At 47.1% G+C, this 25,826-nt stretch carries 16 protein-coding genes; 12 read left to right on the top strand and 4 right to left on the bottom strand.

Translation table 11 applies throughout. From position 1 onward, the window contains the following. Nucleotides 1-51 precede the first annotated feature (51 nt). Both GGU45_RS14530 and GGU45_RS14535 read left to right on the top strand, forming a co-directional pair. Nucleotides 52-2,700, top strand: a complete 2,649-nt coding sequence (locus tag GGU45_RS14530; protein WP_435225888.1) for a glycoside hydrolase family 38 N-terminal domain-containing protein — start codon at nt 52-54, stop codon at nt 2,698-2,700. 500 nt (nt 2,701-3,200) lie between these two features. Next, entirely contained in the window at nt 3,201-5,540 is a 2,340-nt protein-coding gene (locus tag GGU45_RS14535; RefSeq protein WP_435225889.1) for a GH92 family glycosyl hydrolase, read from the top strand. Nucleotides 5,541-5,665: 125 nt separating this feature from the next. On the opposite strand, the gene GGU45_RS14540 is transcribed toward GGU45_RS14535, so the two are convergent. Then, complete coding sequence (locus GGU45_RS14540) at nt 5,666-6,550, bottom strand: AraC family transcriptional regulator (protein WP_435225891.1); 885 nt, start codon at nt 6,548-6,550, stop codon at nt 5,666-5,668. A 502-nt stretch (nt 6,551-7,052) separates the two neighbouring features. Between GGU45_RS14540 and GGU45_RS14545 the strand changes: the two genes are divergently transcribed. From GGU45_RS14545 to GGU45_RS14580, 8 genes are all read left to right on the top strand, one after another. Beyond that, entirely contained in the window at nt 7,053-8,165 is a 1,113-nt protein-coding gene (locus tag GGU45_RS14545) for a CoA transferase (protein ID WP_435225893.1), read from the top strand. A gap of 19 nt (nt 8,166-8,184) precedes the next feature. Next, on the top strand, nt 8,185-9,333 hold the full coding sequence (locus GGU45_RS14550; RefSeq protein ID WP_435225895.1) for a CaiB/BaiF CoA transferase family protein: 1,149 nt from the start codon (nt 8,185-8,187) through the stop codon (nt 9,331-9,333). A gap of 15 nt (nt 9,334-9,348) precedes the next feature. Next, a complete protein-coding gene (locus GGU45_RS14555) occupies nt 9,349-9,879 on the top strand; it encodes a MaoC family dehydratase (protein WP_435225896.1) in 531 nt (176 codons plus the stop codon). 143 nt (nt 9,880-10,022) lie between these two features. Next, nucleotides 10,023-13,037, top strand: coding sequence for a SusC/RagA family TonB-linked outer membrane protein (locus tag GGU45_RS14560; RefSeq protein ID WP_435225898.1), 3,015 nt, complete (start codon nt 10,023-10,025; stop codon nt 13,035-13,037). A 49-nt stretch (nt 13,038-13,086) separates the two neighbouring features. Continuing rightward, the gene (locus GGU45_RS14565; protein ID WP_435225900.1) at nt 13,087-14,748 is read left to right on the top strand and encodes a RagB/SusD family nutrient uptake outer membrane protein; all 1,662 of its coding nucleotides are present in this window, start codon (nt 13,087-13,089) and stop codon (nt 14,746-14,748) included. A gap of 26 nt (nt 14,749-14,774) precedes the next feature. After that, nucleotides 14,775-17,294: a DUF5703 domain-containing protein gene (locus tag GGU45_RS14570; protein WP_435225902.1), complete on the top strand. Its 2,520-nt coding sequence runs from the start codon at nt 14,775-14,777 to the stop codon at nt 17,292-17,294. Nucleotides 17,295-17,738: 444 nt separating this feature from the next. Continuing rightward, on the top strand, nt 17,739-18,041 hold the full coding sequence (locus GGU45_RS14575; RefSeq protein WP_435225904.1) for a ThuA domain-containing protein: 303 nt from the start codon (nt 17,739-17,741) through the stop codon (nt 18,039-18,041). Between the two features lie 672 nt (nt 18,042-18,713). Next, complete coding sequence (locus GGU45_RS14580) at nt 18,714-21,059, top strand: DUF5703 domain-containing protein (protein ID WP_435225906.1); 2,346 nt, start codon at nt 18,714-18,716, stop codon at nt 21,057-21,059. A gap of 18 nt (nt 21,060-21,077) precedes the next feature. Here GGU45_RS14580 and GGU45_RS14585 read toward each other — a convergent pair whose 3' ends face one another. Further along, nucleotides 21,078-21,977, bottom strand: coding sequence for a serine hydrolase (locus tag GGU45_RS14585; protein WP_435225908.1), 900 nt, complete (start codon nt 21,975-21,977; stop codon nt 21,078-21,080). A gap of 176 nt (nt 21,978-22,153) precedes the next feature. Beyond that, nucleotides 22,154-22,600: a SufE family protein gene (locus tag GGU45_RS14590; RefSeq protein WP_435225910.1), complete on the bottom strand. Its 447-nt coding sequence runs from the start codon at nt 22,598-22,600 to the stop codon at nt 22,154-22,156. A 230-nt stretch (nt 22,601-22,830) separates the two neighbouring features. Here GGU45_RS14590 and GGU45_RS14595 point away from each other — a divergent pair, with 230 nt between their 5' ends. Both GGU45_RS14595 and serC read left to right on the top strand, forming a co-directional pair. Beyond that, entirely contained in the window at nt 22,831-23,076 is a 246-nt protein-coding gene (locus GGU45_RS14595) for a hypothetical protein (RefSeq protein WP_435225911.1), read from the top strand. 140 nt (nt 23,077-23,216) lie between these two features. Continuing rightward, nucleotides 23,217-24,299 carry a 3-phosphoserine/phosphohydroxythreonine transaminase gene (gene serC / locus GGU45_RS14600; protein WP_435225913.1) on the top strand — a complete coding sequence of 361 codons (1,083 nt, stop codon included), beginning with the start codon at nt 23,217-23,219 and terminating at the stop codon, nt 24,297-24,299. A 678-nt stretch (nt 24,300-24,977) separates the two neighbouring features. On the opposite strand, the gene GGU45_RS14605 is transcribed toward serC, so the two are convergent. Next, nucleotides 24,978-25,760 (bottom strand): alpha/beta fold hydrolase, encoded by a 783-nt coding sequence (locus GGU45_RS14605; RefSeq protein WP_435225915.1) that lies wholly within the window; start codon nt 25,758-25,760, stop codon nt 24,978-24,980. Between the last annotated feature and the right edge of the window lie 66 nt (nt 25,761-25,826).

Here is a 25,826-nt window from a genome sequence, read left to right on the forward strand (position 1 = left end):
AGACATGACAGCCAATCTTATTTTATCAGATTTTTTAAAAAGAATATTCGTATGAAGAGTAGCTATTGCCGCCTTTTTTTTCGATTGTTACTATTACTGGTAGCGGGGGCACCCCTGCTGGCAAGCGCGCAGGCAAAACCAGCCGCTCGTAAAGTGACCGATATATGGATCGTGGTAAAAACGCATTTTGATCTGGGCTTTACAGATCAGGCGGCCAATGTATTTCACCGCTATCGCACGGAGATGATGGATAATGCATTGAAGATCGTAGATGAAAACAGTAAGCTGCCGGCGGAGCAGCGTTTTGTATGGACGGTGCCCGGCTGGCCGCTTTGGGCGCAGATCTTGGGGCCGCAGCAGGACCCTGCACGAAAACTGCGCATAGAGCAGGCCATAAGAGACGGACGGCTGGCGGTACATGCACTCCCGTTCTCTATGCATACGGAATCGCAGGAGCTGGAAGACCTGGTGCGGGGGCTGGATTATTCTGCCCGCGTAAGCCGCACTTACAACCTTCCGCTGCCCATTGCCGGTAAAATGACGGATGTGCCCTCGCATAGCTGGGTATGGCCCACGCTCCTGGAGCATGCAGGCATCAGATTTTTGCACATCGGGGTAAACCCCGCCAGCCAGTATCCGAGGGTGCCGCAGCTCTTCTGGTGGCAGGGACCGGATGGATCCCGCATCCTCTGCGCTTATAATATCGACTACGGCAGCAGCCTTTTTCCTCCGGCGGACTGGCCCTGCCGCAACTATCTTTCGATGATCATGACGGGCGACAATCATGGTCCGCCCACACCCGCGGAAGTTGCTAAATGGCGCAAACAGTACGAAGAAAAAATGCCGGGTGTAAAAATACATTTCGGTACCCTCGATGATTTTGCCCGGGCCGTACTTTCAGAAAAACCGGAACTACCGGTAGTACGCGGCGATATGCCGGATACCTGGATCCATGGGTTAATGTCGATGCCACAGGCTTCCAAGGAAGCCCGCAATGCAAGGCCGCTGGAACCCGCTTTACAGACACTGGATGCGCAGCTCCGGCTTTGGGGATTGCGACCGCCGCCGGTTGATGGCGCCCTGGATAAAGCCTATGAGCAAAGCCTGCTGTATGGCGAGCATACCTGGGGCATGAATGCCGAGTATGGGCCACGTTATGTATACGGTGCGGCCTGGAAACAGTGGCTCAAAGAAAAAGATGCGGAACCCGTACCCGCCGATGGAGACTATACCAAACTGGCAAGAGGTAGCAAACGTAAATGGCTGCAGTCTTATGAAGACCATAAAGCCTATGCCCACCAGGCTTCCACCATTGTGCACCGGGAGTTGGATGCCCTGCTCCGCCTGTTGGCGGCATCGGTAAAAACGAAAGAAAAAAGCCTGCTCGTCTATAACCCGCTTCCCTGGAAAAGATCCGGGCTTGTGGAGGTCGATGGAGTGCAGCTTTATGTAGCCGGTGTGCCGGCCAATGGGTATAAAACCATTCCTTACCGTACACCAAAAACCACACCGCTGCAATCCGGTACCACAAAAATAGAAACGCCTTATTTTATTGCGGTCTTTGACCTGGATAAGGGCGGTATCCGCTCCCTCAGGAATAAACAAACCGGCCGGGAACTAAAGGATCCCAACAGCAAATATGTACTGGGGCAGTTCCTGCATGAACGGTTTAGCAAAAAAGAAGTGTACGATCGCTTTTTTAATAAGTATTCCCGTATGTCGGGTGGCTGGGCATTAAATGATATCGGAAAGCCGGGCATGCCGGATACCCTGCAGGAACCCTATCGTGCCATTACACCGGGTAACTGGAAAATGCAGCACCTGAGCTCCGGTGTATCCGATGTGATTGTGTTAACCACGGATGATACCAAAGGCCTGGCCGGCAGCTACAGCATCCGGTTTACCTTTCCCAAAGCGCTGCCGTATATTGATGTAAAATGGGAGGTGACCAATAAAACACCCGACAAACACCCGGAGGGCGGCTGGCTTTGTTTTCCTTTTGCAGTTAACAATCCGGAATTTCAGCTGGGACGTTTAGGCGCCCCGGTAAATCCCGCCAAAGATGTTGTGCCGGGTACCAATCATTACCTGAACGCGGTTAGCGCCGGCGTTGCGCTTTGGGGCAACAATAATAGTATGGCGCTTTGCCCCATCGATGCCCCGCTGGTTTCGCTGGATGAGCCCGGGCTTTGGCGCTGGGATCTGAACTTTACGCCAAAAAAGCCCGCCGTATTTGTAAACCTGTACAATAATATGTGGAATACGAATTTTCCCCTGTGGCAGGAAGGCTCCTGGTCGGAGCAAGTGCGTTTTTGGCCGGTAAAGCAGCAGGCAAATAAAACTGAAGATCTTACCGTGCATGGATGGGAGGCCCGCTTGCCGTTGATGGCGGCCGTAGCTGAAAATAAAGCAGGAACATTGCCCGCCATGCAGCAGGGAGTGGCGCTTTCCCGCAAGGGGGTGCTGGTAACTGCTTTTGGCAATGATCCGGATGGTAACAATGGTACCCTGCTGCGTTTGTGGGAGCAGGCCGGTATCGCCGGCCCGGTGGAGGTTCAATTACCCAAAGGAGGCAAATTTAAACGGGCCCGTCTGGTTAATTTAAGAGGCGTGCCCACCGGAGAGCAATTAAAAGTAAAAGAAGGAAAAATAGCAGTTGCGATCAAAGCATTTGCACCCGTTTCACTGATATTGGAGTAGCACGTTACAACTGACTAAAATGGAACCGCAAGGCACGCAAGGTTCCACAACGATCGCAGAAGAGAGTATAGGATGGCATTGTGAACTTAGCGTTCCTTGCGTTTAAAATGAAACCGCAATGTGCGCAAAGGTTCCGCAACGGCCGCAAAGGGAAGTATCAGATAGCATTGCGAACTTGGCGTAATCCTTCGCGTCCCTTGCGTTTAAAATGGAACCGCAAGGCACGCAAGGGTTCCACAACGATCGCAGAAGAGAGTATAGGATGGCATTGTGAACTTAGCGTTCCTTGCGTTTAAAATGAAACCGCGATGTGCGCAAGGGCTCCGCAATGATCACAACAGAAAGTATCCAATAGCGTTGCGAACTTAGCGGATCCTTCGCGTTCCTTGCGTTTCAAACAAATCCTTGCAGTTAAAACAGAAAGGATATTTGTGGCATTACAACGGCATTGTAAAAAACATTCGTGTATTCGTGGCATTTTAGATCCTCAATAACTAAAAATGAAAATAAAAAGCTTCCTGCTATATCTGGGTATATTGTCATCAGCAACCGGATCCGCGCAGCAACCGGCCGACCTGGCCAACCCGCTGGTGAACACGGTAAAGCCCCGCTTCGATTTTTTTGCCGCAGCCTCCCTGCCTTACGGCATGGTAGCGCTTAGCCCGGATACACATCATGGTGATCTGTGGAATGCCGGGTATCGCTACAATGACCCCTATATCCTTAATTTCAGTCATGTACACAATACGCAAACGGCCGGCATTCCCGTGATGCCCGTAGTAGGCCCCTGCAAAGCGTTGCAGGGACTGGCTGCTTCCAAATGCCGGCTAAGTCATGAAGGAGAAGTGGCAAAGCCCGGCTATCATAAAATCCTGCTGCAGGACTATGGTATTACGGCAGAGCTGACCGCCTCGCAGCGCGTGGGTTTTCACCGGTATACTTTCCCGGCGGCAAAGGAAGCCCATATCATTATGGACCTTACGGCGGCACTGGGGCCGGTGAAAATGTTATGGGGCTATGCCCGTAAGAAAAGCAACACCGAAATAGAAGGCTATTCATTGATGGCGCCCACCTTCAGACGAAAGAAAAATTGCACCGTTTATTTTGCTGCCCGGTTCAGCAAACCCTTTGATAAACTTAATTTCTGGGGGGTATCAGCAACCGACTCAACGGCACAGGAACTGGTAAAGGGAGCGCTCACCAGCGACCGCAGGGCCGGGGTATATGCCAGCTATTACAACCTTAAGAAAGGGGAACAAATATTGCTGCAGGTAGGCATCTCCTTTGTAAGTATGGAAAATGCAAGGATGAATCTGGATAAGGAAATGCCCGATGCCGATTTTGAAAAAGCGGTGGCCAGGGCAAAGAACGCATGGAACGACTACCTCGGGCGGATAGAGGTAAGCGGCGGCACCCGCAAGCAGCAGGTCAAGTTTTATACGGACCTGATGCATACCGCCATCGGGAGAAGAATATCCGAAGATGTAAACGGACAGTATATCGATAATACAGGTCCGGTTTCCCTGGTACGCAGCGTACCCCTCACCTCAAAGGGTGCCCCTGCCTGGCATTTTATGGATGCCGATGGCTTGTGGGGTACGCAATGGAACCTGAATATCCTTTGGTCCATGGTATATCCTGAATATGGCAACGATCTGGCGCAAACCTTTCTTGCCTATTACCGCAATGCGGGCGTTATGGCCAGGGAGTCCTGGGGAGGCGCCCAATCCTATGTAATGGTGGGCGACCAAACCACGCCCTTGCTGGCAGCGCTGATGCAAACAAAACAGGCCCGCTTTAATAAGGAGGAAGCATTTGCAGGGGCGTATAAAAATGCGTTTCCGGGGGGGATAAGAGACCGGGCAGGGTATGAAGCCGGGCCCAATCCCAAAGGTGGCGGTATCGACTGGTATCTCAAATACGGGTATGTGCCTTATGAGATCGCTTCCCGGGGAGATGGGTTTCACCGCGGAGGCGCCGCCATGACACTCGAATATGCCTACCAGGATTGGTGTATTGCCCAGATGGCCCAAAGTATGGGAAAGAAAGAAGATTATGACCGGTTTATGAAAAGGGCCGGCTACTGGCGCAATGTATACGATGCATCCAGTGGTTATATGCGTCCCAAAGATACCCTGGGCCGTTGGTTGACGCCCTTTGACCCCGTAGCAACCGCCAATAGCGGAGGCTTTGCCACACCCGGCTTTATTGAGTCAAACGCCGCCATCTACAGTTATTATGTACCCCAGGACATCAAGGCGCTTATACAGGCCAGGGGAGGTGCAGCCTCATTTATACAAAACCTGGAAGCGCGTTTTAAAAGCGCCGCCGGCACCGGCTTTGCGGCAGAGCACGGGGCACATGGATGGGCCTGGGTCGATTATGATAACCAGCCCGGATGTCATCTGGCGCATTTGTTCAGCCATGCCGGCGCGCCCTGGAAAACACAGTACTGGGTACGGCAGGTGAAGGAACTGACTTTTGGCGATACCACGGCGTTTGCCGGCTACAGGGGCGATGAGGACCAGGGACAAATGGGAGCACTGAGTGCGCTGATGGCGTTAGGGCTCTTTGATGTACAGGGCCTGGCGGATGTGAACCCCTCGCTTGAAATTACATCGCCTGTTTTTAGCAGGATTGTTTTTCATTTACCCAATAACAAAACCTTTCAGATCCGGACAAAGGCGCCTGCTGTGGGAGTTGATGATACCTACATTCAGTCGGTATTGCTGAACGGAAAACCCTGGAACCGTTTTGAATTTCCGTTCAGCAGTTTTGCCAATGGGGGCAGTATGAATATCAACCTCGGACCGGAACCTAATAAAACATGGGGGCGGTGATACCTGTCTCCTTTGTCAGGCCCGGGGTAGCCGGTGGTGCGTTCCCTGTTCCCTTTATGAATTTGCATGCCAGAATCTGCAATGGGATATCCGTAGGATTATGAACGGATTCGCCCGGGCTGCGCTTAGGATTTCCGGTGCAATTCCAGCGCCCGGTTCCGGTATTCTCCGGGTGTCTGCTGCGTTATCAGCTTAAAGAAATAAAAAAAATTGACGGGGTTATTATACCCGCATTCATAACCGATGTTCGTTATTGAATATTGCTCGTTCAGTAACAGTTTCTTTGCGTGACCTACCCGGATCTCATTCAGAAAAAAGGTAAAGTTCTTTTGGGTTTTTTGTTTAAAGTACCGGCAGAAAGAAGAAGGTGTCATATTGCACACCGCCGCTACTTCGTTTAACGAAATGTCCTGTTGAAAATGTTTCAGCAGGTATTGATATACCGTATTGAACCGCTCCATATCATGGGTATTGGATGAGGAGCGGTACCCGATGCCCGCCAGATATTCGTATTCCGTGGATTGGGAGAGGAGGTGGAGGATCTGTAAAAAAATACCCGTTTGTGCAAGCCCGGAGGATGCGGCAATCTTATGTAATTTTTCTACCACCCGCTGCTGGGTAGTTCCATAAAACCGGATCCCCCTTTCGGCTTTAGCCACCAAACTGTTGTATTGATCAATGATCCGCTCATCATCGCACATACCGGAGATGAGCTCTACGGGAAAATAAAGCCCCATTGCCTTTGTCTGCATTTTTTTGCTTCCCCTGTAAAATGCCGTATCGGATTTCCAGATATGCGGTAGCCCGGGACTCAGGAGTACCAGTTCGTTATCGGAATAGTTGCCTACATGATCACCGATGATCAGTTTGCCATAGCCTTTCTCGATCCAGGTGATCTCGCACAGTTTATGAAAATGATAAGGATGATCAAAATGAGGCTTGGATACTTTTTTGATCCAGATCCTTTTTTGATTCATTATCGGAGCGTCAACAATTAATTCAGGCTTCATAATGGCATTTCCGGGAATAATTATTTAAACAGTGTTAAAGATAGGGGAATTTTTTCCGGACCCTGCTGAATGGCTGCATAACATTTTATTGCACGTTGATTTTATAATAAAGTTTTACCGCCAAAGAAAGACAGCGCTGGGTCAATGATAGCGTTACCGTGTATTTACTGTATTGAGCCGGATACCTGTTACAGCCAAATGGGCGTTAACATAACACAAGGTGCACCACCTGCGATACCCGTGTTGTCCTGAGCATTGGCAACAGAACAATTAAGTTCATCGAAATAAGAAGAAGTACTATCAGGCTGCTCCGATAGTTCCAATGACTACCGGGATCGGAACAAGGCAGTACAGGTCACTGCCCATTTTCAGGCAAATGTCAAAATACTTTATAAACTGAACAAAGCAGGCAATCGAAATGCTGCGGCCGCTTTTTAGGTTTGCAGCTACGCAGCGCAGGTTGCCGGATATTATTTTAGCGATAACAGAATAAAGAAAGAATATGATATTGCCGTTGGAGGGGATCATTATAGTGGAGTATGCCGGTGGTCTTTCGGTATCCGGCGCCGGTTTGCGCCTGGCAGATCTTGGAGCGAGGGTGATCCTGATCGAAGAAAGGGCTGAGGATAGCATGCATGGTAATGCCTGCGGCAATGATCAGCGATGGAATACACTTTCTTTTAAAACGGTTAACCGGAATAAGGAACGGGTAGCGCTGGATGCCGGCGATGCTGCCTCCGGGGATACCCTTTCAGCATGGCTGCGCATTGCACAGGTATTTGTACACGATCTGCCGGAGGAGATAATTGCGCAAAGAGGGTTGGATTATGCAGCGGTTCAGGCAATCAATCCCCGGATCGTTTATGCCCGGGTATCGGGTTACGGGCCCAATACGGTAATGGGCACCGGGCCCGCATCAGACCTGGTGGTGCAGGCGGTTTCCGGGCTTTGTTATACAACGGGGAACCGGTCGGACCCGCCAACGCCTTTTGGATTAGGCATTGGCGATTATCTCTGTGGTCAGCAGGCCGTACAGTTTATCATTGCCGCGCTGATCCGTGCCAAAAAGAACGGGAAGGGGGCATTGCTGGAGCTGAGCCTGTTTGAAACCCTGATCGATTTCCAGTTTGAGTTTCTTACAACCTTCTTTGAGAGCGGCAGTACGCCGGTACGCGCGGAGGTTAATAATGCCAATGCCCTGTTAAGCGCCCCCTATGGTATTTACAGTACACGGGATGGATGCATAGCGATTGCTATGATGCCGCTGAAGCAACTCAACAGCGCATTACAGTGTGCCGCACTGGATGCCTTTAAGGAAGAAGAAGCCTTTTCGAAGCGCGATGAAATTAAGGAAGTTATAGCGGAACATCTTTCAGCAGAAACAACAGCGTACTGGCTGCAGCGGACAAGGGCGCTGGATCTTTGGGTAATGCCGGTGCTGGACTGGGATGCAATGCGGGCTACCGAAGGATATAAAGTGCTGCAGATGGAGCAGCAGATCACTGCAGACAACGGAACCTCATTTGTTACAACGCGTTGCCCCATCCGCATCAACGGCGAACGGCTGTTTGCGCCCTCCCCGCATGCGATACCACCGGTGCCGGTCTTTAGATAATTTTTTTACAAATTCAGGTATGTATCAGTTACTGGAAGATATATTGGTGGTGGATTTTAGTCAGTTCCTTTCAGGGCCCAGTGCCGGATTACGAATGGCCGATATGGGAGCGCGCGTAATAAAAGTGGAACGGGAAACAGTGGGCGATATCTGCCGGGTATTGTACGTGTCGGATGTGAAGATTGACGGCGATGAATCAACGATCTTTCACGCCATTAACCGGAACAAGGAGAGTTATTGTGCCGATATAAAGGACGCTGCGGCCCTGGATCGTGTAAAAAAGCTGGTGGCAAAGGCGGATGTAGTGATCCATAATTTCAGACCCGGGGTCATGCAGCGGCTGGGGCTGGACTATGACCGGGTAAAAGCATTGAACCCCGCCATCGTTTACGGGGAGATCAGCGGGTATGGTGACGAAGGGGAGTGGAAGGAACTGCCCGGTCAGGATCTGTTGCTGCAGGCGGTATCCGGCGCGGCCTACCTTTCCGGTGATCAAAAAGGGATACCCGTGCCCATGGGGGTGGCCGTGGTGGATATTATTGCTGGAACCCAACTGGTACAAGGCCTGTTGGCCGCACTGCTGGGCCGGATGCAAACCGGGCTTGGAAGCCTGGTGCAGGTAAGCATGATGGAAAGTATCCTGGATTTTCAGTTTGACGCACTAACGGCGTTCCTTAACAAAAATGACAGGACATCGCCGGCGGCAGCCGCTCATGCGATCCGTAGCTGCGGTCCGGCAACGCAGGGTCTTTTTAAGACCCGGGATGATTTTATAGCAATTGGGTATACATCCGTTGCGGAACTGTACCGGGTACTGCAGATCCCGGATCAGGCGGCGGCATCAGCAAACGCGGTAAAAACGGTATTGAATAAGGCCTTTGTGGAGCAAACAACAGCGGTATGGTTAAACCTTTTAAGGACCGCAGGGATCGAGTGCGCAGAAGTATATGATTATAGCAGATTGCTGGCCAGTGAGCTTTATCAATCCGCAGCGGCAGATCAACGGGTGCACTACGGCAACAAAACCATACGGACAACGCGTTGCCCGGCAAGGGTGGATGGCGCATTGATGGTATCGCCCAGGGGGGCTCCTTTTTTGGGCGCGCATAACGAAGCCATTGATGCAGCGTTTGGGCTGTATGCGTCCGGGACCCGGACTGATTTATAATTTAATTGAAATAGTATGCGAACAATGAGTGATCCGTCTGAACATAGCAAAATCCCGGTTTGGAATGCGGAAGACTGGTACTATGAGGATCTGGTAATTGGCAAAAAAATACGATCCATTTGCAGAACCATCAGCGAAGGCGAAAGTATGCAGTTTAATACCCTGGTGCTGGATATGCATCCTTATGTTGCCAACGATGTCTTTGCACAGCGTGAGGGCATCTTTGGGCGGCGACTGGTTGCGGGGGCTTTTGTTTTTAGCGCGGGGCTTGGACTGGTTGCCACAAACTGTGTCAATGCATTTAGCTATGGTTACGATAAGCTGCGCTTTATAAAGCCGGTGTTTATCGGCGATACCATCTATACGATCAAAACGGATATGGATAAACAGCCAAAATATAAGGATATGGGACTATGCCGGGCCAGCTATGAAGTGTTTAAGAACGAGGGTGAACTGGTATTGTATTGCGAGCATTTACAAACGGTGAAGTATAGAGACCCCGGCGGTTTTAACGGGCCGCCGGGTACAGATGCAGGTTCTTTTTAGATAGGGCAACGTAGCTTGCCCCTTCTTACGGTCTCTTTTGCGCAGCGATGGGTTTTAATGACTCTGCTTGGAATTCGTATGCTCTGTATAACGGTCAAATTGCTTGAAATTCTCAGCTTTTCTAACTTTTAATTATATGTCCAATGATTAGACTCTTTTGTATTGCGTTTACTTTACTGACAACGGTTACAGCCTGGACGCAATCTCTAACGGTTACCGGGATCGTAAAAGATCCTGATAGTAAACCCATGGCTGGTGTTAGCATTGAAGTGGTTGGGACTTCTGTGCGAACGACTTCTAACGAAGACGGCTCTTTTTCGGTACAACTGCCTATTGGTAAAACTGAGTTGCAATTCAGTTTTGTGGGATATAGAACCCAGGTTGTTGAAACCGGAGGGAAGAGAACGCTTGATGTACTGATGCTTCATTCTGAGGAAGCCATGGATAACGTGGTAGTGATCGGGTATGGTACGGCAAAAAAATCAGATTTAACCGGCGCCGTGGTACGGGTAAATATGAAAGAACTCGCAAAGCTATCGAATGTAAACACCTTTCAATCATTGCGTGGTGTTGCTCCGGGACTTAATGTGGGGGTGACTACACGGCCGGGGGAAAATCCCTCGGTTGGAATTCGGGGTACGAACTCACTATCAAGTGCAGATGGACAACCACTTATTGTTGTAGATGGAAGTATCTACAGGGGAAGCTTAACCGATCTGAATCCTGCGGATATTGAGTCGGTCGATATTTTGAAAGATGCCAGCTCCTCGGCTATTTACGGTTCCCAGGCATCCAATGGTGTACTGCTGGTTACAACCAAAAAGGGAATTGGTAATTCCAAACCTATTGTTAGTTATGCTGGAAATTATAGCCTTCAAAGCCCTGCCAGCTTGTTGGTGCCTATGGAAAGTAAGGAGTATACAGAGTTTTTTAAGGATGTAACATGGACGCGCAGCCGGTCAGGCCTGGATTCTCTTGATTTTAATCCAAAGTATAATATCACGCAGTATTTCAAATCGGAAGATATTGTAAGAGGCTTTAACGAGGGGCAGAATAATGACTGGTGGGGCGGTCTTACGCGTAAGAGCTCTTCTCAGAGCCATACGATTGGTATTCGGGGAAAAAGTAATGACCTCAGCTATTTTTTATCGGGTGGATATACCGGGGTAAAAGGATTTATGCTCAACGACGATTATAAGAGGTATAACTATCGTATTAATGCCGATGCAAAAATCAACAGGTGGCTGAACCTGGGGATCGAATCTTTTTTTACTTCGAGCGACTATTCCGGAGCTGCGCCAAATGTTAACAATGCCTTTTTGTTACAGCCTTTTGCACCGATTTACACTCCGGAAGGTAGTCTGCAGATTGTAGCGGGGGGCGGGCCTAATCTTAATCCTTATCTTGACCTCAACATTGATAACCTGGACAAACGGGCAAACCTGGTGGGTAATATCCATGCAGATATAAAATTACCGATTACGGGGCTGGCCTATCGTGCGAATTTTTATCAGAACTACCGAACCTCCAGAGAAGCTCAATATAATCCCAATGGTGCAAATTTTACGGGTCAGGCCTATAAGAATGAAGGTGTGGCGTATGATTGGTCTTTTGATAATATAGTTACGTATAAGAAGAATTTTAATAAGGTACACGATATCAATGCTACGTTTGTTTATGGCGTTGAAAAACGTACCGGTTCAAACACCAATGCCTCAGCCCAAAAGTTTGTAAATGGTACATTGGGGTACAATTTTCTTGGCGCCGGAGACCCAACGCTTAATACGCTTGCATCAGGTGCTTACCAGGAAACAAGCCTGTATACCATGGGGCGCGTGTTATATGGGTTTAAAGACAAATATCTTTTAACCGGAACAGTTCGGCGGGATGGGTTCTCCGGATTTGGCTCAAATAATAAAATAGGGGTATTTCCATCGGCAGCCGTAGGATGGGTTGCCAGCAATGAGTCCTTCATTAAAGATAATACTGCCTGGCTTGATTTCTTAAAGTTTCGTTTTTCCTATGGTAGCACCGGCAACAGAGGGGTAGGCAGGTATCAAACGCTGGCGATCCTGAAATCTGAGCCAAGTTATGTATTTGGCGAAGGTGGAACTACAACGCTGGGACAATACATTTCGTCCATGGCAAATAATAACCTGGGATGGGAAACCACAACCGGTTCTAACTTTGGCGTTGACTTTACTGTTTTACACAATGTGTTTTCGGGGACTGTTGAGTACTATGCCAACAACACGGAGGGGATCCTCTACAACATAGATTTGCCAAGATTGACGGGCTTTGCTGCTGTTGCCACCAATATTGGTAAGGTCCGCAACCATGGTATTGAAGCTACTTTAACTGCAAAACTCATTCGGTCCGGTGCTTTCAGGTGGGAGGCAACTGCAAACTATGCCAGAAACCGGGATAAGATTATATCCATTCTGGGGTTGAATAAAAATGGAGTGGAGAACGATATTCCATCCAGCGGGCTATTTATAGGCAAGCCGACAGGCGCAGTCTACAACTACGAAATTATTGGTATGTGGCAGTTGGCGGATCAGAGGGCCGGAATCATCCCCACAGGTTTTTTCCCTGGTACTGAGAAAATCTCCGATCTGAATGGCGATGGAAAATATTCGGCTGCTGATGATCGTAAGATCCTGGGATATACAACACCTGCATATCGTTTCAGTATTGCAAATAGGGTCAACTATAAAAACTTTGGATTGTATATAATGATTAATTCTATTCAGGGAGGTAAAAACTTTTACCTGGGTGATGATAGTCCGTATTCGTCCGGCGCCTGGTCGTTTGAAGAGCAGTTGAAATATTCAAATGTTCCAAAAGGGGCGTGGGACTATTGGATGCCTGAGAATCCGAACGCAAGGTATCGCCGGCTTGATGCGCCATCGGCATACAACCCAAGGCTTTATTCGCAAAGAAATTTTATCAGGCTCCAGGATGTGTCGCTTTCTTATGCATTCAGCAGCCAACTGCTCAAAAAAATCGAAATCGGCAGCTTAAGCGTTTTTGCAACGGGAAAAAACCTGGTTACGATTACCAAATGGAGGGGATGGGACCCTGAAACAGGGCAGGGATTTGCGCCCGGTATACCGTTTATGCGTGAGTATTCCCTTGGCGTTAACGTTGAATTTTAAAAGCAACAATTTACAAAAAGCAGCACGCTGCGATCTAAAAAGTAAACTGATGAAAAAAGTAACATACTTGTTTTATATGCTGGTAGGAATTGTACTTATTACTTCCTGTAATAAGGATAAATGGCTGGAAGAGGTCCCTCTTGATTTCTATTCACCAGCAAACTCATATGCCAAACCAGCAGATTTTAATGCCGCAATTGCCCGCATATATCAAAATACCGGAATTCTACATAACAGGGGCAGTGATGCTTCTTTTCCACTTGAGTATCCATCCGATGTTTCGCTCGATAACCACGGAATTACGCACGACCTGAATTCATATACAAACAGCCTCATTCCCGAAAACAGGTTTGTATTACAGTTCTGGACAGACGCATACCGCATTATTTTCGATTGTAATACCATTCTGGACAGGATAGATAAACCCGAAATTGTCTTTCCAACAGACAAGGATAGGGCCGTTGTAAAGGCGGAAGCATCTTTTCTAAGAGGTTACGCCTACCGGCTGCTTGGTATATTATACGGAGGCGTTCCGCTGGTTCTTAAAGAAGTAACGGAGCCTAAACGTGACTTTGTTAGAGCTTCGGTTGATGATGTCTGGACGCAGGTTATTTCCGACTATACCTTTGCCGCTGCCAATTTGCCGGATCAGTCAGAACTTAAACAGGATGGGAGACTAACTAAAGCCGCCGCGCAACATGCACTTGCCGAAGCTTATATTATTACCAAACAATGGGATAAAGCCATCGCGGCGGCCAGTGCAGTTATTGATAATCCGGCTTATAGGTTAATGACAGCGCGTTTTGGTACCTGGAAGGATAAGGCCGGAGATGTTTATAGTGATTTGTTTAGACGCGGCAATATAAACTACAAAGGAAAAGCAGGTGTTAACACAGAAGCCATTTGGGTTGATCAGTATGAGTACCTGGTGCCTGGTGGCGGTCATCCCAATTCAATTGCTTCATTCTTAGGCCCCGTATATTGGCAGCTTACCGGCAATGACGGCAAGAACCTTTTCATAGGGCCTACTACTCAAATGGGGGGGCGTGGAACGGGCTGGCTTATTCCTACAAATTATGTAATGAACGAAATTTGGACAGATGCCAACGATATACGTAATTCAGCATACAATATTATTCGTGATGTAAAGGCTGACAATCCGGCGTCTGCTTATTACGGAAAATATATTGTCGCCAGCGGCGCATTTACAAACTTTAATAATGCATTAAATAGATGGTGGCATCCTGTTTATACGAAAACCACACCAATAAATGATTTCCCTGCAGAAGTGATTTCCAATCCGGCAACCGGCCTTACGCTAAATACAGCAAATCAAACCTACAACGATACCTATTTTTTCAGACTTGCTGAAACGTATTTATTACGGGCAGAGGCGCATTTAGGCGCAGGACAGGCACAGCTTGCTGCTGACGATATTAATAAAGTAAGGCAACGGGCTAATGCAGCTCCGGTAGCGGCATCTGACGTAAATATATCTTTCTTGCTGGACGAACGTGCACGCGAACTTTGCTTCGAGGAAAAAAGGGTGTTAACACTTATGAGGTTAGGTTTGCAGAAGGAGCGGGTGGACAAATACAATGTAATGACTAAGGGACAAATCCTGGATAGAAACAGATTGTGGCCCATTCCCCAGAGCGAAATTGAAAAGAATACGGAAGCAGTGCTTGAGCAGAACCCCGGGTACAATTAAACAGGCAATTATAATATATTTAAGGTATGAACGAAGAACGAAAAAATCGGTACAACAGGCGAAAATTTATTCAGACGGCGGCAAAACAAGCTGCTGCAACAACGCTGGTTTGGTATGGATTGTCTGACATGGCCGCCATTGCACAACCCATGACGCAACCTGCTGAGGGGAGCGTTTCTGACAACGTTTTACAGGAATTGAAGCAGTATCATATAGTGTGGGATGCACCGGCCAAAAACTGTGCAGACTCCATGCCTCTTGGCGGACACGATACCGGTGTGAATGTTTGGGTTGAAAACGGAGATTTGCTTTTTTATATTCAGAAAAGTGGCAGTTTCGATGAAAACGGCGAATACCTCAAACTGGGAAGGATCCGGGTACGGTTGGATCCTAATCCTTTTGAACAATTCACTTCTTTTCGGCAGGAACTGAAACTTTCTGAGGGTTATATTGATATATCGACTGAAAACTCAAAACCAGATGGCGAGTTATTTAAAACAAAGCTACGCCTTTGGGTCGATGTTAATAGAGCCGTGGTGCATGTCGAAATAGAATCGGATGAGCCACTAAATGCAACGGCAGCTTATGAAAGCTGGCGTTATGAAGATAAGGACCTGGCCGAAACAATTGGCCGCGAACGCTTCGGCTGTTTTGAGCTGGAAGGTTATCCCGGCAAAGTAGTTAAACGAAAGGATCAAATATCGTTTACGCCCAAAGGTGTGTTGTTTTATCATCGTAATGCGGGTGATAAACTGATTCCGGGGATGTTGATTAAACAACAGGGACTGGAAGCTGAAGAGGCTCATATAACCGATGATCTCAAAAACAGAACATTCGGGGGTATACTTATGGGAACAGACTTTGTCCGGTACGGCACCGGGGAGGGGGCTTACCAGAATACTCCATATAAATCCTGGATAATAAAAAGCAGAACCCCACAAAAAAAACATCATTTAATAGTTGCGGGATACATTAAACAGACGGAATTATTTGGCGACTGGAAAGCCGGCTTAGAAAAGCTGGCTTCGGAGGCATTAAAAGATAAAAGTGCATTTGCCGCATCTTGCTTATGGTGGAGACATTTTTGGATACGCAGCTATATTTGTATTTTCCCTGGTAAACCAGACCCTGCCAATCCTGTTTGGCAAATGAGTAGAAATTACCAGCTTTTCAGGTACCAGCTGGGATGTAATGTTGCAGGAGAATATCCCTCTAAATTTAACGGCGGCAACCTTACATTTGATCCGGTGTTAACTGAACCCAAACATACCTATGATCCTGACTGGCGTGCATGGGGAGGTGATGTGTTTACAGCGCAAAACCAGCGTCTGTTGTATTGGCCAATGTTAAAGTCCGGCGACTTTGATGCGATCACCGCTCAATTTGATTTGTACAAAAAAGCCTTACCAGGTGCAACGGCAAGGGTAAGAGCACATTTTGGGCATAAAGGGGCCATGTATTCGGAGTACATTGGTGTACCAGGGCTCGCCATTGGTTCCGGCTGGGGGTGGAGCGGTGCAAAAAAAAGAAACAGAGGTCCTGAAATTCCATTCGGTGCGCCCGAAGCTAATGGATTAGCAGGTTATGATCAACCAGCCGAAGCGGGGATTATGGCCAATGCTTCTATTGCGTATCATTGGGAATCACAATTGGAGCACGCATACATGATATTGGAATATCACCGTTTTACGCGCATTGATATTGGCTCCTATATGCCGTTTATAAAAGCAGCCGTTGTTTTTTTCGATGAGCACTACAGACTTCGGCAAAAAATGAGGAACGGTAAAGAACTGGATGCGGCGGGCAAATTGGTGATTTTCCCTTCCACGTCCTGTGAATCTTACAAGGGAGCCACTAACCCCACAGATTTACTGGCTGGCCTAAAAGCATGTTTGAAATCTTTATTGGCGCTTGACGAAAAATATGTTACACCTGGAGAAAGAAAGTACTTTAAGGACTATTTATTAAGAGTTCCTGATTATTCCTTTGGTGAAAACAATGGGCAAAAGATCATCAAACCGGCCGAAAAATGGTTGAGAGAAGCGAACGTAGAAATGCCGCAATTTTACCCGTTGTTTCCCTTCAATCAGTTTAAAATGGAGGATGCTGAAATAGCGGCTTTTAAAAATGCATACAGTCAGGCTCCTGCATTTAGAAAGGGAGTGGTGATGAGCTGGCACCAGGATGGTATTTTCTTTGCGCGTATGGGTATGACCGAAGACGCAGCAGCTTACAATACCAAAAAACTGAAAAACAGTGAGCGGAAATTTCCGACTTTTTGGGGACCCGGTCATGATTGGACTCCCGATCATAACTGGGGAGGATCGGGGATGATAGGGCTTCAGGAAATGCTGATGCAAACAGTAGATGATAAGATCGTACTGTTACCTGCCTGGCCTGGAGACTGGGATGTTTCGTTTAAATTACATGCACCGCATGAAACTGTTGTTGAGGTAGAATACATAAACAGGAAGTTCAGGAAGCTGAAAGTAATGCCGGCCTCACGTCAAAAAGATATTATACTTCCAAAAAGTGTGGTTTCTTGATCTGCTTCCCTCGTGGTGCTATCTTCTAACACATCTATAAAATCTTTATAGTGACGATTTGTCAAGGATTGATTGGAAAACGAATCAATTATTAGTGAAGACCCTGGAGTGACCAGTCTTGATCAGTAACGTGGAAATACAAATATTAAATCGCAAATGTTTAGAAAAATATGGTTTATTAAACTAATATCATTGGAAAAGTAGTTGCAGCAGTTTTACTGTGTATGTTATTTCAGTATTCATCCATATTCGCACAGTCTGAGTTCGAATTTAGAAACACACGCATACTGGTATACAAGAAAAATGGAGAAGGATTTGTGCATGAGAACGTGCCTTATGCGGCAGAAGCTATTATGAAGATGGGTAAACAGCATGGATTTGTCGTTGATACGACTTCCGACCTGTTATTTCGCAAAAGAGTTATACCCGGGTACACGAGTGGTAATGGTGAGTGATTTTTATACCTTGGATACAACCAATGATGTGCGGTTGAAAGCTCATTTAAATCAAAGACAGGAAAAGAATAAAACCGGTTTTTGGGCTCGTTATGTGCCTAGTGCCTGGTATCATGACTTTGATGGTGGAGTGACTTGGTGTACGACCCTGGGACACGATAAAATAGACTACAGTAATCCTGTTTTTCTTGAACATCTTCCGGGCGGAATTGAATATGTAGCAAAGGCTGTTAAAGCACTTGACTTTTCCAGGGCCTACGCAAAAGAAATAGATGACCCGGTTAAATATTAAAAGATTGACAACTATAGTAACAATGTGACATCAATTTTAATTTACGGGTAGTATGATGAGGGTGGTAACTAGTCTGACTAATATCACCCTTTCTGCTGCGAGTTTCTTTTTCAGACATTATGGTAAGTAGTGGGGCTATTACCAAAGGAGATAAGTTTGTGATACAAATTTTATCAATTTAGCACTAACTGGCTGATGTGTACTTCAAAATCATTGCACGGTATACATCCTGTTGAAGACAGGACGGCTTTTTAGGGTAAAATAGTGTAGGTATTGGAGAAAACTGCGCTGGTTTTTGCCAGAGGATTTTTTTATTTTGAAAATGTATTTTTTGTATAGCGCTGCTGATTGCAATAGATCAGCGACAGGCGGAGAAGTCGCTTTGACCTTCCGGAGAAAGAAAACAATGAATAATACAATGAACAGAAAAGAGATAGCAGGCCGGCTGATGTTTTTCGTCTGCGTGCCTGGCTTTGTACTACACTGAAGGCACAGCAAAATGCGGCCGGTTCAATTTTTAGAAAAGGGATGTTTGGGCACAGTACACATTTTAAGAGTTATTTCAATCTTCTGATGTTAGTGTACATCCCGGACCTGCCGGAATGATCGTTCGGGCGGGCGCGGGTGAGGCTGCCGGAACATGGTTGCAGTAAAAGTTTAAACAACTGAGTAATGAATAAAGAAAAGAGGACAGGACTGGTTTCGCAGATACTGAAATGCATACATGGCAGAAAGCCGGGCCGGTTGATGTGCATGCTGCTGTTGGGTGTTTCTACGTATACGGCGGGACAATCTTTAGAGCCATTTAACCTCCATTTTACCACGCAGGGCAAGGGCTCGGAAGCATCGATGATCCTGGGCAACGGGGATATAACGGCCAATGCATGGGTAGACCGGCAGGATCATCATCTTTACTTTTATATAGGAAAGAGTGATACGCATAACGACCAGGACCAGCTATACAAAGTAGGGAAGATCAAGGTGGGCTTTTACCCCAATATACTCGTGGAGGATAAAGACTATGTAGAAACGTTTCGCATTGCGGACGCCACCTACCGGATTAAGACAAAATACGCGACACTTACCCTTAGAGTGGATGCCAATAACCCGGTGATCTTATTGGACGCAAAAACAACGATCCCGGCTAAGATGACGGTAACGGCCCAGCTAATGCGCCCACCCCGGAGCGGCGCACCGGATGAGGCCTGCGATCGCCTGGTAAAGGGGCGCAGTTCAGACCTGCTTTTTTATTACCGTAACCGGTCCACTGCTTTCTTTGATGAAAATATGCGGGTATTGCACCTGGATGGGTTGCAGATCAATAACCCTCAAAAAAATAAAACCTTTGGTGCACTGGCTACCGGCAGCGGGCTCCACGCTTTGCAGGACAGTATGCTGGTTTCTGCGGCTGCCCGCAAAGCCTTTAATCTTAAAATTGCCGTACTGACGGCGCAAACCGCCACAGAGCAGCAGTGGATAGACAGCATGCAACGGATGGCCGGCAAAACAGACCGGATCCCGGGCGGGCAGATGTGGCGCAAACATCAGCAGTATTGGAGCGCCTTCTGGAACCGGTCATTTATCAATGTCAGCAGTACAACTGTGGAAAAGGATACCCTGCAGGCGGTTACCAAAAGCTACCTGTACCAGCGGTATATCCTGGGTATTTGCGGCCGGGGTAACTTTATGATGCAGTTTAACGGCGCCAGCATCGTAAATGATACCTATACACACCCGCTTAAAACCGCCATTAATACCGTTTCGGGCAAAAGTGCAGACTACCGTAACTGGTCGCCGGTATTGCTTTGGCAAAACCAGCGCCTGCCTTATTTACCCTTGCTTGCCAGCGGCGATTGGGAGCTGATACAGCCCATGATCCGCTATTATACGGAGGTGGTATATCCTGTAGATAAGCTGATTACAAAAAGGAACAAACACCAGCCCGGGGTTGCTTTTGAAGAAAGCGCCACTACCTATGGGGCCATATTGATGAATGTTTTTGGCAATGAGCAGGAGCGACGGGAACGGAAACTAACCGATCCGAAAGACTTTAAAATGCCCCACCTCCAGGATCATATTGTATGCGGGCCCGAGCTGGTGAGTTATTTCCTCGATTATTATAGCTATACACAGGACGAAAACTTCCTCCTGGAAAAATTGCTGCCCATAGCCCGGGATGTAGTATTGTATTTTGACAAGGCATTCCCGCGGGACAGTGCCGGAAAGCTGGTGATCAAAGATTTTAAAGTGCTGGAGACCTATCCGCATGCTACCAATCCTATTGTATTGATCGGAGGGTTGAAATATATACTGCCCCGGCTGGCGCAGTTGAAACAAGCGGATCAGGATTTTAAAGATCAATGCACCCGGCTACTGCAGGAGTTGCCCGGATTTTATACCTATCATGAAGGAGGGCTTTCCATTTTGAAGCCGGCACAGCAGATCACCATTCATCAAAATGTGGAATACCCTGAGTTGTATGTGGTCTTTCCGTTCCGGATCTTTGGAATTGGAAAACCCAATATTGATCTGGCCCTTCATACCTTTAATACCCCGTCTTACTTTGGCACAAAAAATATTAGTGGTTATGAGTCCCGCTCGTATATCAGTTTGCCCAATGGTCTCCGGCGAAGAATGATTTCTTCCTGGCATACAACGGGTATCCAGGCATCCTTGCTGGGATTAAAGGAGGAAGCTGCATTTATTGTAAAGCGTAATTTCCTGTTGAATGATAAGGGCGTTCGTTTTCCCTGTTTCTATTCAAAAGTGGCTTTTGACTATCCGCCCGATATACAGCATGGCGCCATTGCAATGACCACTTTGCAAACCATGCTGCTGCAGAGCGAAGACGACAGGATCCTGTTATTTCCCTCGTGGAAAAAGGAATGGAATGTGCATTTTAAATTAAAAGCGGCTAAAAACACCACCATCGAATGCGAGCTGATCAACGGCCGGGTCAAAAAACTAAAGGTCACCCCTGCAAACCGGGCCGCGGATGTGGTGAATTTATTGAAGTAGAAAGGGCAACTTTTAACATTAATCGATCTTTTCAAAAGCTGTAAACCGGTGTTTGGGCTCGTAGTAGTTCCATATAATATTTGCCAGCTTTCGTGTTAGTACCTCGGCTTCATTATTATCGGTCCAGCTCCGGTCTTTATTATTTTTGGTCAAAATGCAAAAAACGAAATCGCCCCCCGGGGCATTGACGAGCACCACTTCTCCCCGGGCATCATCTACCGAGCCGGTTTTGCAAATGGTACTAACAGTTGCCGGCAGCTGCGATAAAGAGCGGCCATTATAAAACTGGTTTTTTAAGTAGCGATACATCTTATCGGAATACCGCGCGTTAATAACTTTGCCCTGCCGGATCAGGGTAAACAGCTGGGCCATTTCTTTGGGCGTGGTTTGTCCCCAGCCATATTGCTTCCATATATCCTGCCGGCCTGCGGTCCGGGAGTTTACTTTTGTATGGGGCAATCCCAATTGGTCCATGATTGTGTTAATTGCAGCGCCACCGCCTGCCAGCTCCTGCAACCAGATAGAGGCCACGTTGTCGCTATAGGTAAGCATCAGGGAGATCATCGTGGAAAGATCTGTACGCGCACTGTCCTTGTAAAACTGCATCAGCCCCGAACCGCCGTATATCCGTTTGGCATCGTATACAAATTCCTGAGACAATTTGAGTTCATTTTTCGCGATCTTATTAAAAACACCCGCCAGGATGGGTATTTTGACAATGCTGGCAGTAGGAAAGACGGTATCCGCATTTACCGCTACAGCCCTGTTTTTTTTTAGATGGTGCACATACACACCAATGTCTCCATGAAAATCACTGACCGCGCTCCGGATCAGGGCCGTTAATTTCCTGTCTTCTTTTTGGGCATGGCCCAACGTGCAAATAAAAAATAAGCTGGCAAGCAAAATGTATTTTGACATGGATAAACCGTTTTTGACAAATATATGAAATGCCCCGGGGATACGTTATGGCCGCACCAAACCGGACCGTTGAATTTGCCAAAGTTTACGGAAAATAAAAAGCCATTCCTGTACAGGCAATGGCGCCGGAAAAACCGGTTGCTGAAAAACAACTATTGAAAAGGGAAATAAAGCAATTATGATTCCCGCTCCGGAGCAACATTCAGATGCTGCACAATAGCGAGGGATTTTATGCGTTGTATTACGGAAAGAAAATCCCGCATCCAGGATGCCGACAAGTAATTGAACAGTTTGATCTCATGCAAAAAATAAAGATCAGCATTGGTAATAGCCGCCACCGTATGGCCGGAGTATACTTTTAAAAGCAGATTTACCAACCCCCGGGTGATGCCATGCTCACTATCGGCTTTAAAAAAGATGCGGCCATCCTGCTTATAAGCCATTACCCATACTTTTCGGCGGCAACCGGTTACCAGGTTCTGGTCATTCCTCTCAACAGGGTCCATTGGCTGAGATTCATTGGATACCTTTTTCAAATGCCTGAAGTAAGAAAACTTGTTAACGGCTGTGGCCAGGTTTTCAAACTCGGCGATTATTTTGTCCTGCATTTTATTAATGTCCATATAAGGTAGTTTAGTAATACTTTGCCCGGGATAAATTATTGAGTTGCTGTAGGCAAACAATGCTCCTTTGGTATCCCTGCTCGGTAGAAATGGATAATATATTTGGCTATATGTAAAACGCTGAAATGCCCCATAATAGTATATATGTGCAAAAAAATCAACAGTTACGGCAAAATCGATTGGATATGAGGGAGTTCTGAATTGCTTACCTTTGTGGATAAATAGATATTATGGATTATAAATGTACGTTAGACAACGCAGACAGCTTTTTGAATCAGCTAAAATTGCACCGGGACCGAAAGGAAAAAGTAGCTGTTTTATCCGATTTGGGAGGCTGGGAGCGGGCAGAAGGAATGATCCGCGAAATTGTACATAAAGCGGGTGCCGATTATCTGGTGCTGGATAATGGCAGTGCTCTTGATATTGCAAAAATCGTTGCTGTAAACGGTGTATTTAAAACCGATTGCTCCTGTTGAACAATGGATACATGAACAAAAGGCATGGTTTTTCAAGAAAAATCAGCAAACGGGAGCGCATTAGATTTTAATTAAAATATTTAATAAGCTGCAGGGTTCTTATTAATTTCGCACCTCATTATTAAAACCAGTTTTTTAGAATGGAAAGAGTCTACAATTTTTCGGCCGGGCCCTGTGCATTACCGGAGCCGGTGTTATTGAAAGCACAAAAAGAGTTATTGAACTATAACAATACCGGAATGTCCGTAATGGAGATGAGTCACCGATCGAAGGATTATATGGCCATTATCGAATCAACGGAGCAATTGTTTCGTGAGCTGATGCAGGTTCCGGACAACTATAAAGTATTGTTTTTACAAGGCGGCGCTTCCAGCCAGTTTGCCATGGTGCCGCTGAACCTGATGAACGGGAATAAAAAAGCCGATTATGTCAATACCGGGGTTTGGTCCGATAAGGCAATCAAGGAAGCATCGCGCTATGGAAGCGTTAATGTGGTGGCCAGCTCGAAGGATAAAACCTTTAATTATATTCCCAGGCTGGATCCGGCTGCTTTTACGCCGGATGCGGATTATTTTCATATTACCACCAACAATACCATTTACGGAACCCGGTTTAATGAATTGCCGGATACCGGGAATGTGCCCTTGGTAGGGGATATGTCCTCCGATATCCTTTCCAAATATTATGATGTTCGGAAGTTTGGATTGATCTATGCCGGTGCGCAAAAAAATATGGGAGCAGCGGGTGTTTGCGTGGTTGTTGTAAGGGAAGATCTGTTGGGAAACGCCATGGATTTTACGCCCTCCATGATGAATTATAAAAATCATGCAGATAACGGATCCATGTTTAACACACCGCCTACCTATGGTATTTATATCTGTAAGCTGGTGTATGAGTGGCTGAAGGAGCAAGGGGGTGTGGAAGCGATCGCCGCAATCAATATTGAAAAAGCAAATCTGCTGTACACGTATATCGACAATTCGGCACTGTTCAGTGGCACTGCAGCCGCGGAAGACCGCTCTATTATGAATGTACCCTTTATCACAAAGGATCATACATTAGATGACCTTTTCTTAAAGGAGGCAGCTGCCAGCGGGTTTGTAAACCTGAAGGGGCACCGTACCACCGGCGGCATGCGGGCCAGCATTTACAACGCTACTTCATTGGAAACCGTTCAGAAGCTGGTCGATTTTATGAAACAGTTTGAAAAGGCACATGCTTAAACATGCCCGTACCCCAATGGTAAGGAGCTGTCTCAAAGTCGCTTTACAGCATAATGTTGTTCTGAAGATGTCATCCCGGGCTTGACCCGGGATCTATTCTTGTTTCAGCATCTATTGACAAAATCATCTTTAGATGCCGAAACAATCCCGATCGCCATCGCATGTGCGTCAAGTTAATTTTTGCCCCGGGAGCTGCAGCGCAGCGCTGATCCTGTTAGTAAACGACCATACGGGTAATAAAGGTGCAGCGCACCGGTAATCATTGCGGTTTGTACAAGCCGTGCACAGGAAATTACCGCCGCGCTGCGGCTACGGGAGGTTTTGGAGGTTCATCGTTATAAGGGTCAACGGCGCGCTGCGCCTGTTTGCTATTAAAAGATGCGATCTTTTTGGCGCGAAAGGCTTACCCGTACTACATTTCATGGCAACATGATCTGTTCTTAACCTGACGCACATGCGATCGCCATCGGGACGGCATGACAAAATAGAGACTTTTGATACAGCCTCTTATTTTTTATCTTTATCGCATGTTGCATCCCTTCATCGCCACGGTATGCAGGTATACCACATTTCCGCATGCGGAGGCTGAATATTTCCCGTCTCTTTTTTCTGAAAGAAAGTATAAACAGCCCCGATAATCGATACCTTATCCCAATGTGTTTACACTGGTTGCCCTTCTCACCGTTTCTCTTTATCCAGAAATTGCTCTATCAGCAATACAAAGGATTTGTAAGGGGTTTGCCCTTTTTGCGGAGCGGTGATTTCGCCCATATATTCGCCGTGCCCGCCGGGAAGGATCGCCAGGCTGCAATGCGGTATTAGCCTCGATATAGCAATAACGTGTTCGGGCGTAGCCACATCAGCATCCCCGTTTACCAGCAATACCGGCGCCTGTACAAACCGGAGCGCATCATCACTCACATCGGTAAGATGCAATACCCGGTCTTTGCATTTTTGAAAAAGTGTCAGCAGCTTTGTGCTGTCCGGCGTTAATTTTAGAAAAGCATCTTTATAAGGTTGGGGCATCTGCTCTAATGTTCCGTTTTTCATAAACTCCCAAAATTGCGGCAGCGTTCCGTTGCGTTTCAGCAACACCGATCCGGCAACGATCCGTTTACAAAGCGCAGGGTGCCGGAGGGCGATCTGCAATGCGGTATTTCCGCCATTGCTAAAGCCAAAAATATCGGCCTTTGATATGTTCAGGTTGCCGAGTAATGCAGCCACATCATCAGCGTCCTGTTCAAAGGAGAGGGCGGTGTTGCGGTCGCCCGTACGCCCATGGGCCTGCAGCTCAACGCAGATGAGTTGCCGGTGTGGCGCCAGCAGCGGGATAATGCGGCCAAAAGAGGTTTGTATCGTAGAGCCCCCGCCGTGGATCAGTACAAGCGGCGCTCCTTTTCCATAGATCTCGTAATACATTTTTATCCCGTTTACTTCGGAGTAACCTGTTTGTATCGGCATCGGATTATTTTTTATATTAACCGGTAAATGTTGTTGAATTTTTTGCTCCTGCGCCCCGGCTGTTAA

It is taken from the genome of Niabella hirudinis (assembly GCF_051201075.1).
Lineage (GTDB): Bacteria > Bacteroidota > Bacteroidia > Chitinophagales > Chitinophagaceae > Niabella > Niabella hirudinis.

Bases quoted from the DNA above. Each gene is read 5' to 3' on its own strand.
- GGU45_RS14575 (WP_435225904.1), top strand. From the start codon at position 17,739: ATGGTGAGTGATTTTTATACCTTGGATACAACCAATGATGTGCGGTTG.
- GGU45_RS14555 (WP_435225896.1), top strand. From the start codon at position 9,349: ATGCGAACAATGAGTGATCCGTCTGAACATAGCAAAATCCCGGTTTGG.
- GGU45_RS14535 (WP_435225889.1), top strand. From the start codon at position 3,201: ATGAAAATAAAAAGCTTCCTGCTATATCTGGGTATATTGTCATCAGCA.
- GGU45_RS14565 (WP_435225900.1), top strand. From the start codon at position 13,087: ATGAAAAAAGTAACATACTTGTTTTATATGCTGGTAGGAATTGTACTT.
- GGU45_RS14550 (WP_435225895.1), top strand. From the start codon at position 8,185: ATGTATCAGTTACTGGAAGATATATTGGTGGTGGATTTTAGTCAGTTC.
- GGU45_RS14545 (WP_435225893.1), top strand. From the start codon at position 7,053: ATGATATTGCCGTTGGAGGGGATCATTATAGTGGAGTATGCCGGTGGT.
- GGU45_RS14530 (WP_435225888.1), top strand. From the start codon at position 52: ATGAAGAGTAGCTATTGCCGCCTTTTTTTTCGATTGTTACTATTACTG.
- GGU45_RS14560 (WP_435225898.1), top strand. From the start codon at position 10,023: ATGATTAGACTCTTTTGTATTGCGTTTACTTTACTGACAACGGTTACA.
- GGU45_RS14580 (WP_435225906.1), top strand. From the start codon at position 18,714: ATGAATAAAGAAAAGAGGACAGGACTGGTTTCGCAGATACTGAAATGC.
- GGU45_RS14595 (WP_435225911.1), top strand. From the start codon at position 22,831: ATGGATTATAAATGTACGTTAGACAACGCAGACAGCTTTTTGAATCAG.
- GGU45_RS14605 (WP_435225915.1), bottom strand. From the start codon at position 25,760: ATGCCGATACAAACAGGTTACTCCGAAGTAAACGGGATAAAAATGTAT.
- GGU45_RS14540 (WP_435225891.1), bottom strand. From the start codon at position 6,550: ATGAAGCCTGAATTAATTGTTGACGCTCCGATAATGAATCAAAAAAGG.
- GGU45_RS14585 (WP_435225908.1), bottom strand. From the start codon at position 21,977: ATGTCAAAATACATTTTGCTTGCCAGCTTATTTTTTATTTGCACGTTG.
- serC (WP_435225913.1), top strand. From the start codon at position 23,217: ATGGAAAGAGTCTACAATTTTTCGGCCGGGCCCTGTGCATTACCGGAG.
- GGU45_RS14590 (WP_435225910.1), bottom strand. From the start codon at position 22,600: ATGGACATTAATAAAATGCAGGACAAAATAATCGCCGAGTTTGAAAAC.
- GGU45_RS14570 (WP_435225902.1), top strand. From the start codon at position 14,775: ATGAACGAAGAACGAAAAAATCGGTACAACAGGCGAAAATTTATTCAG.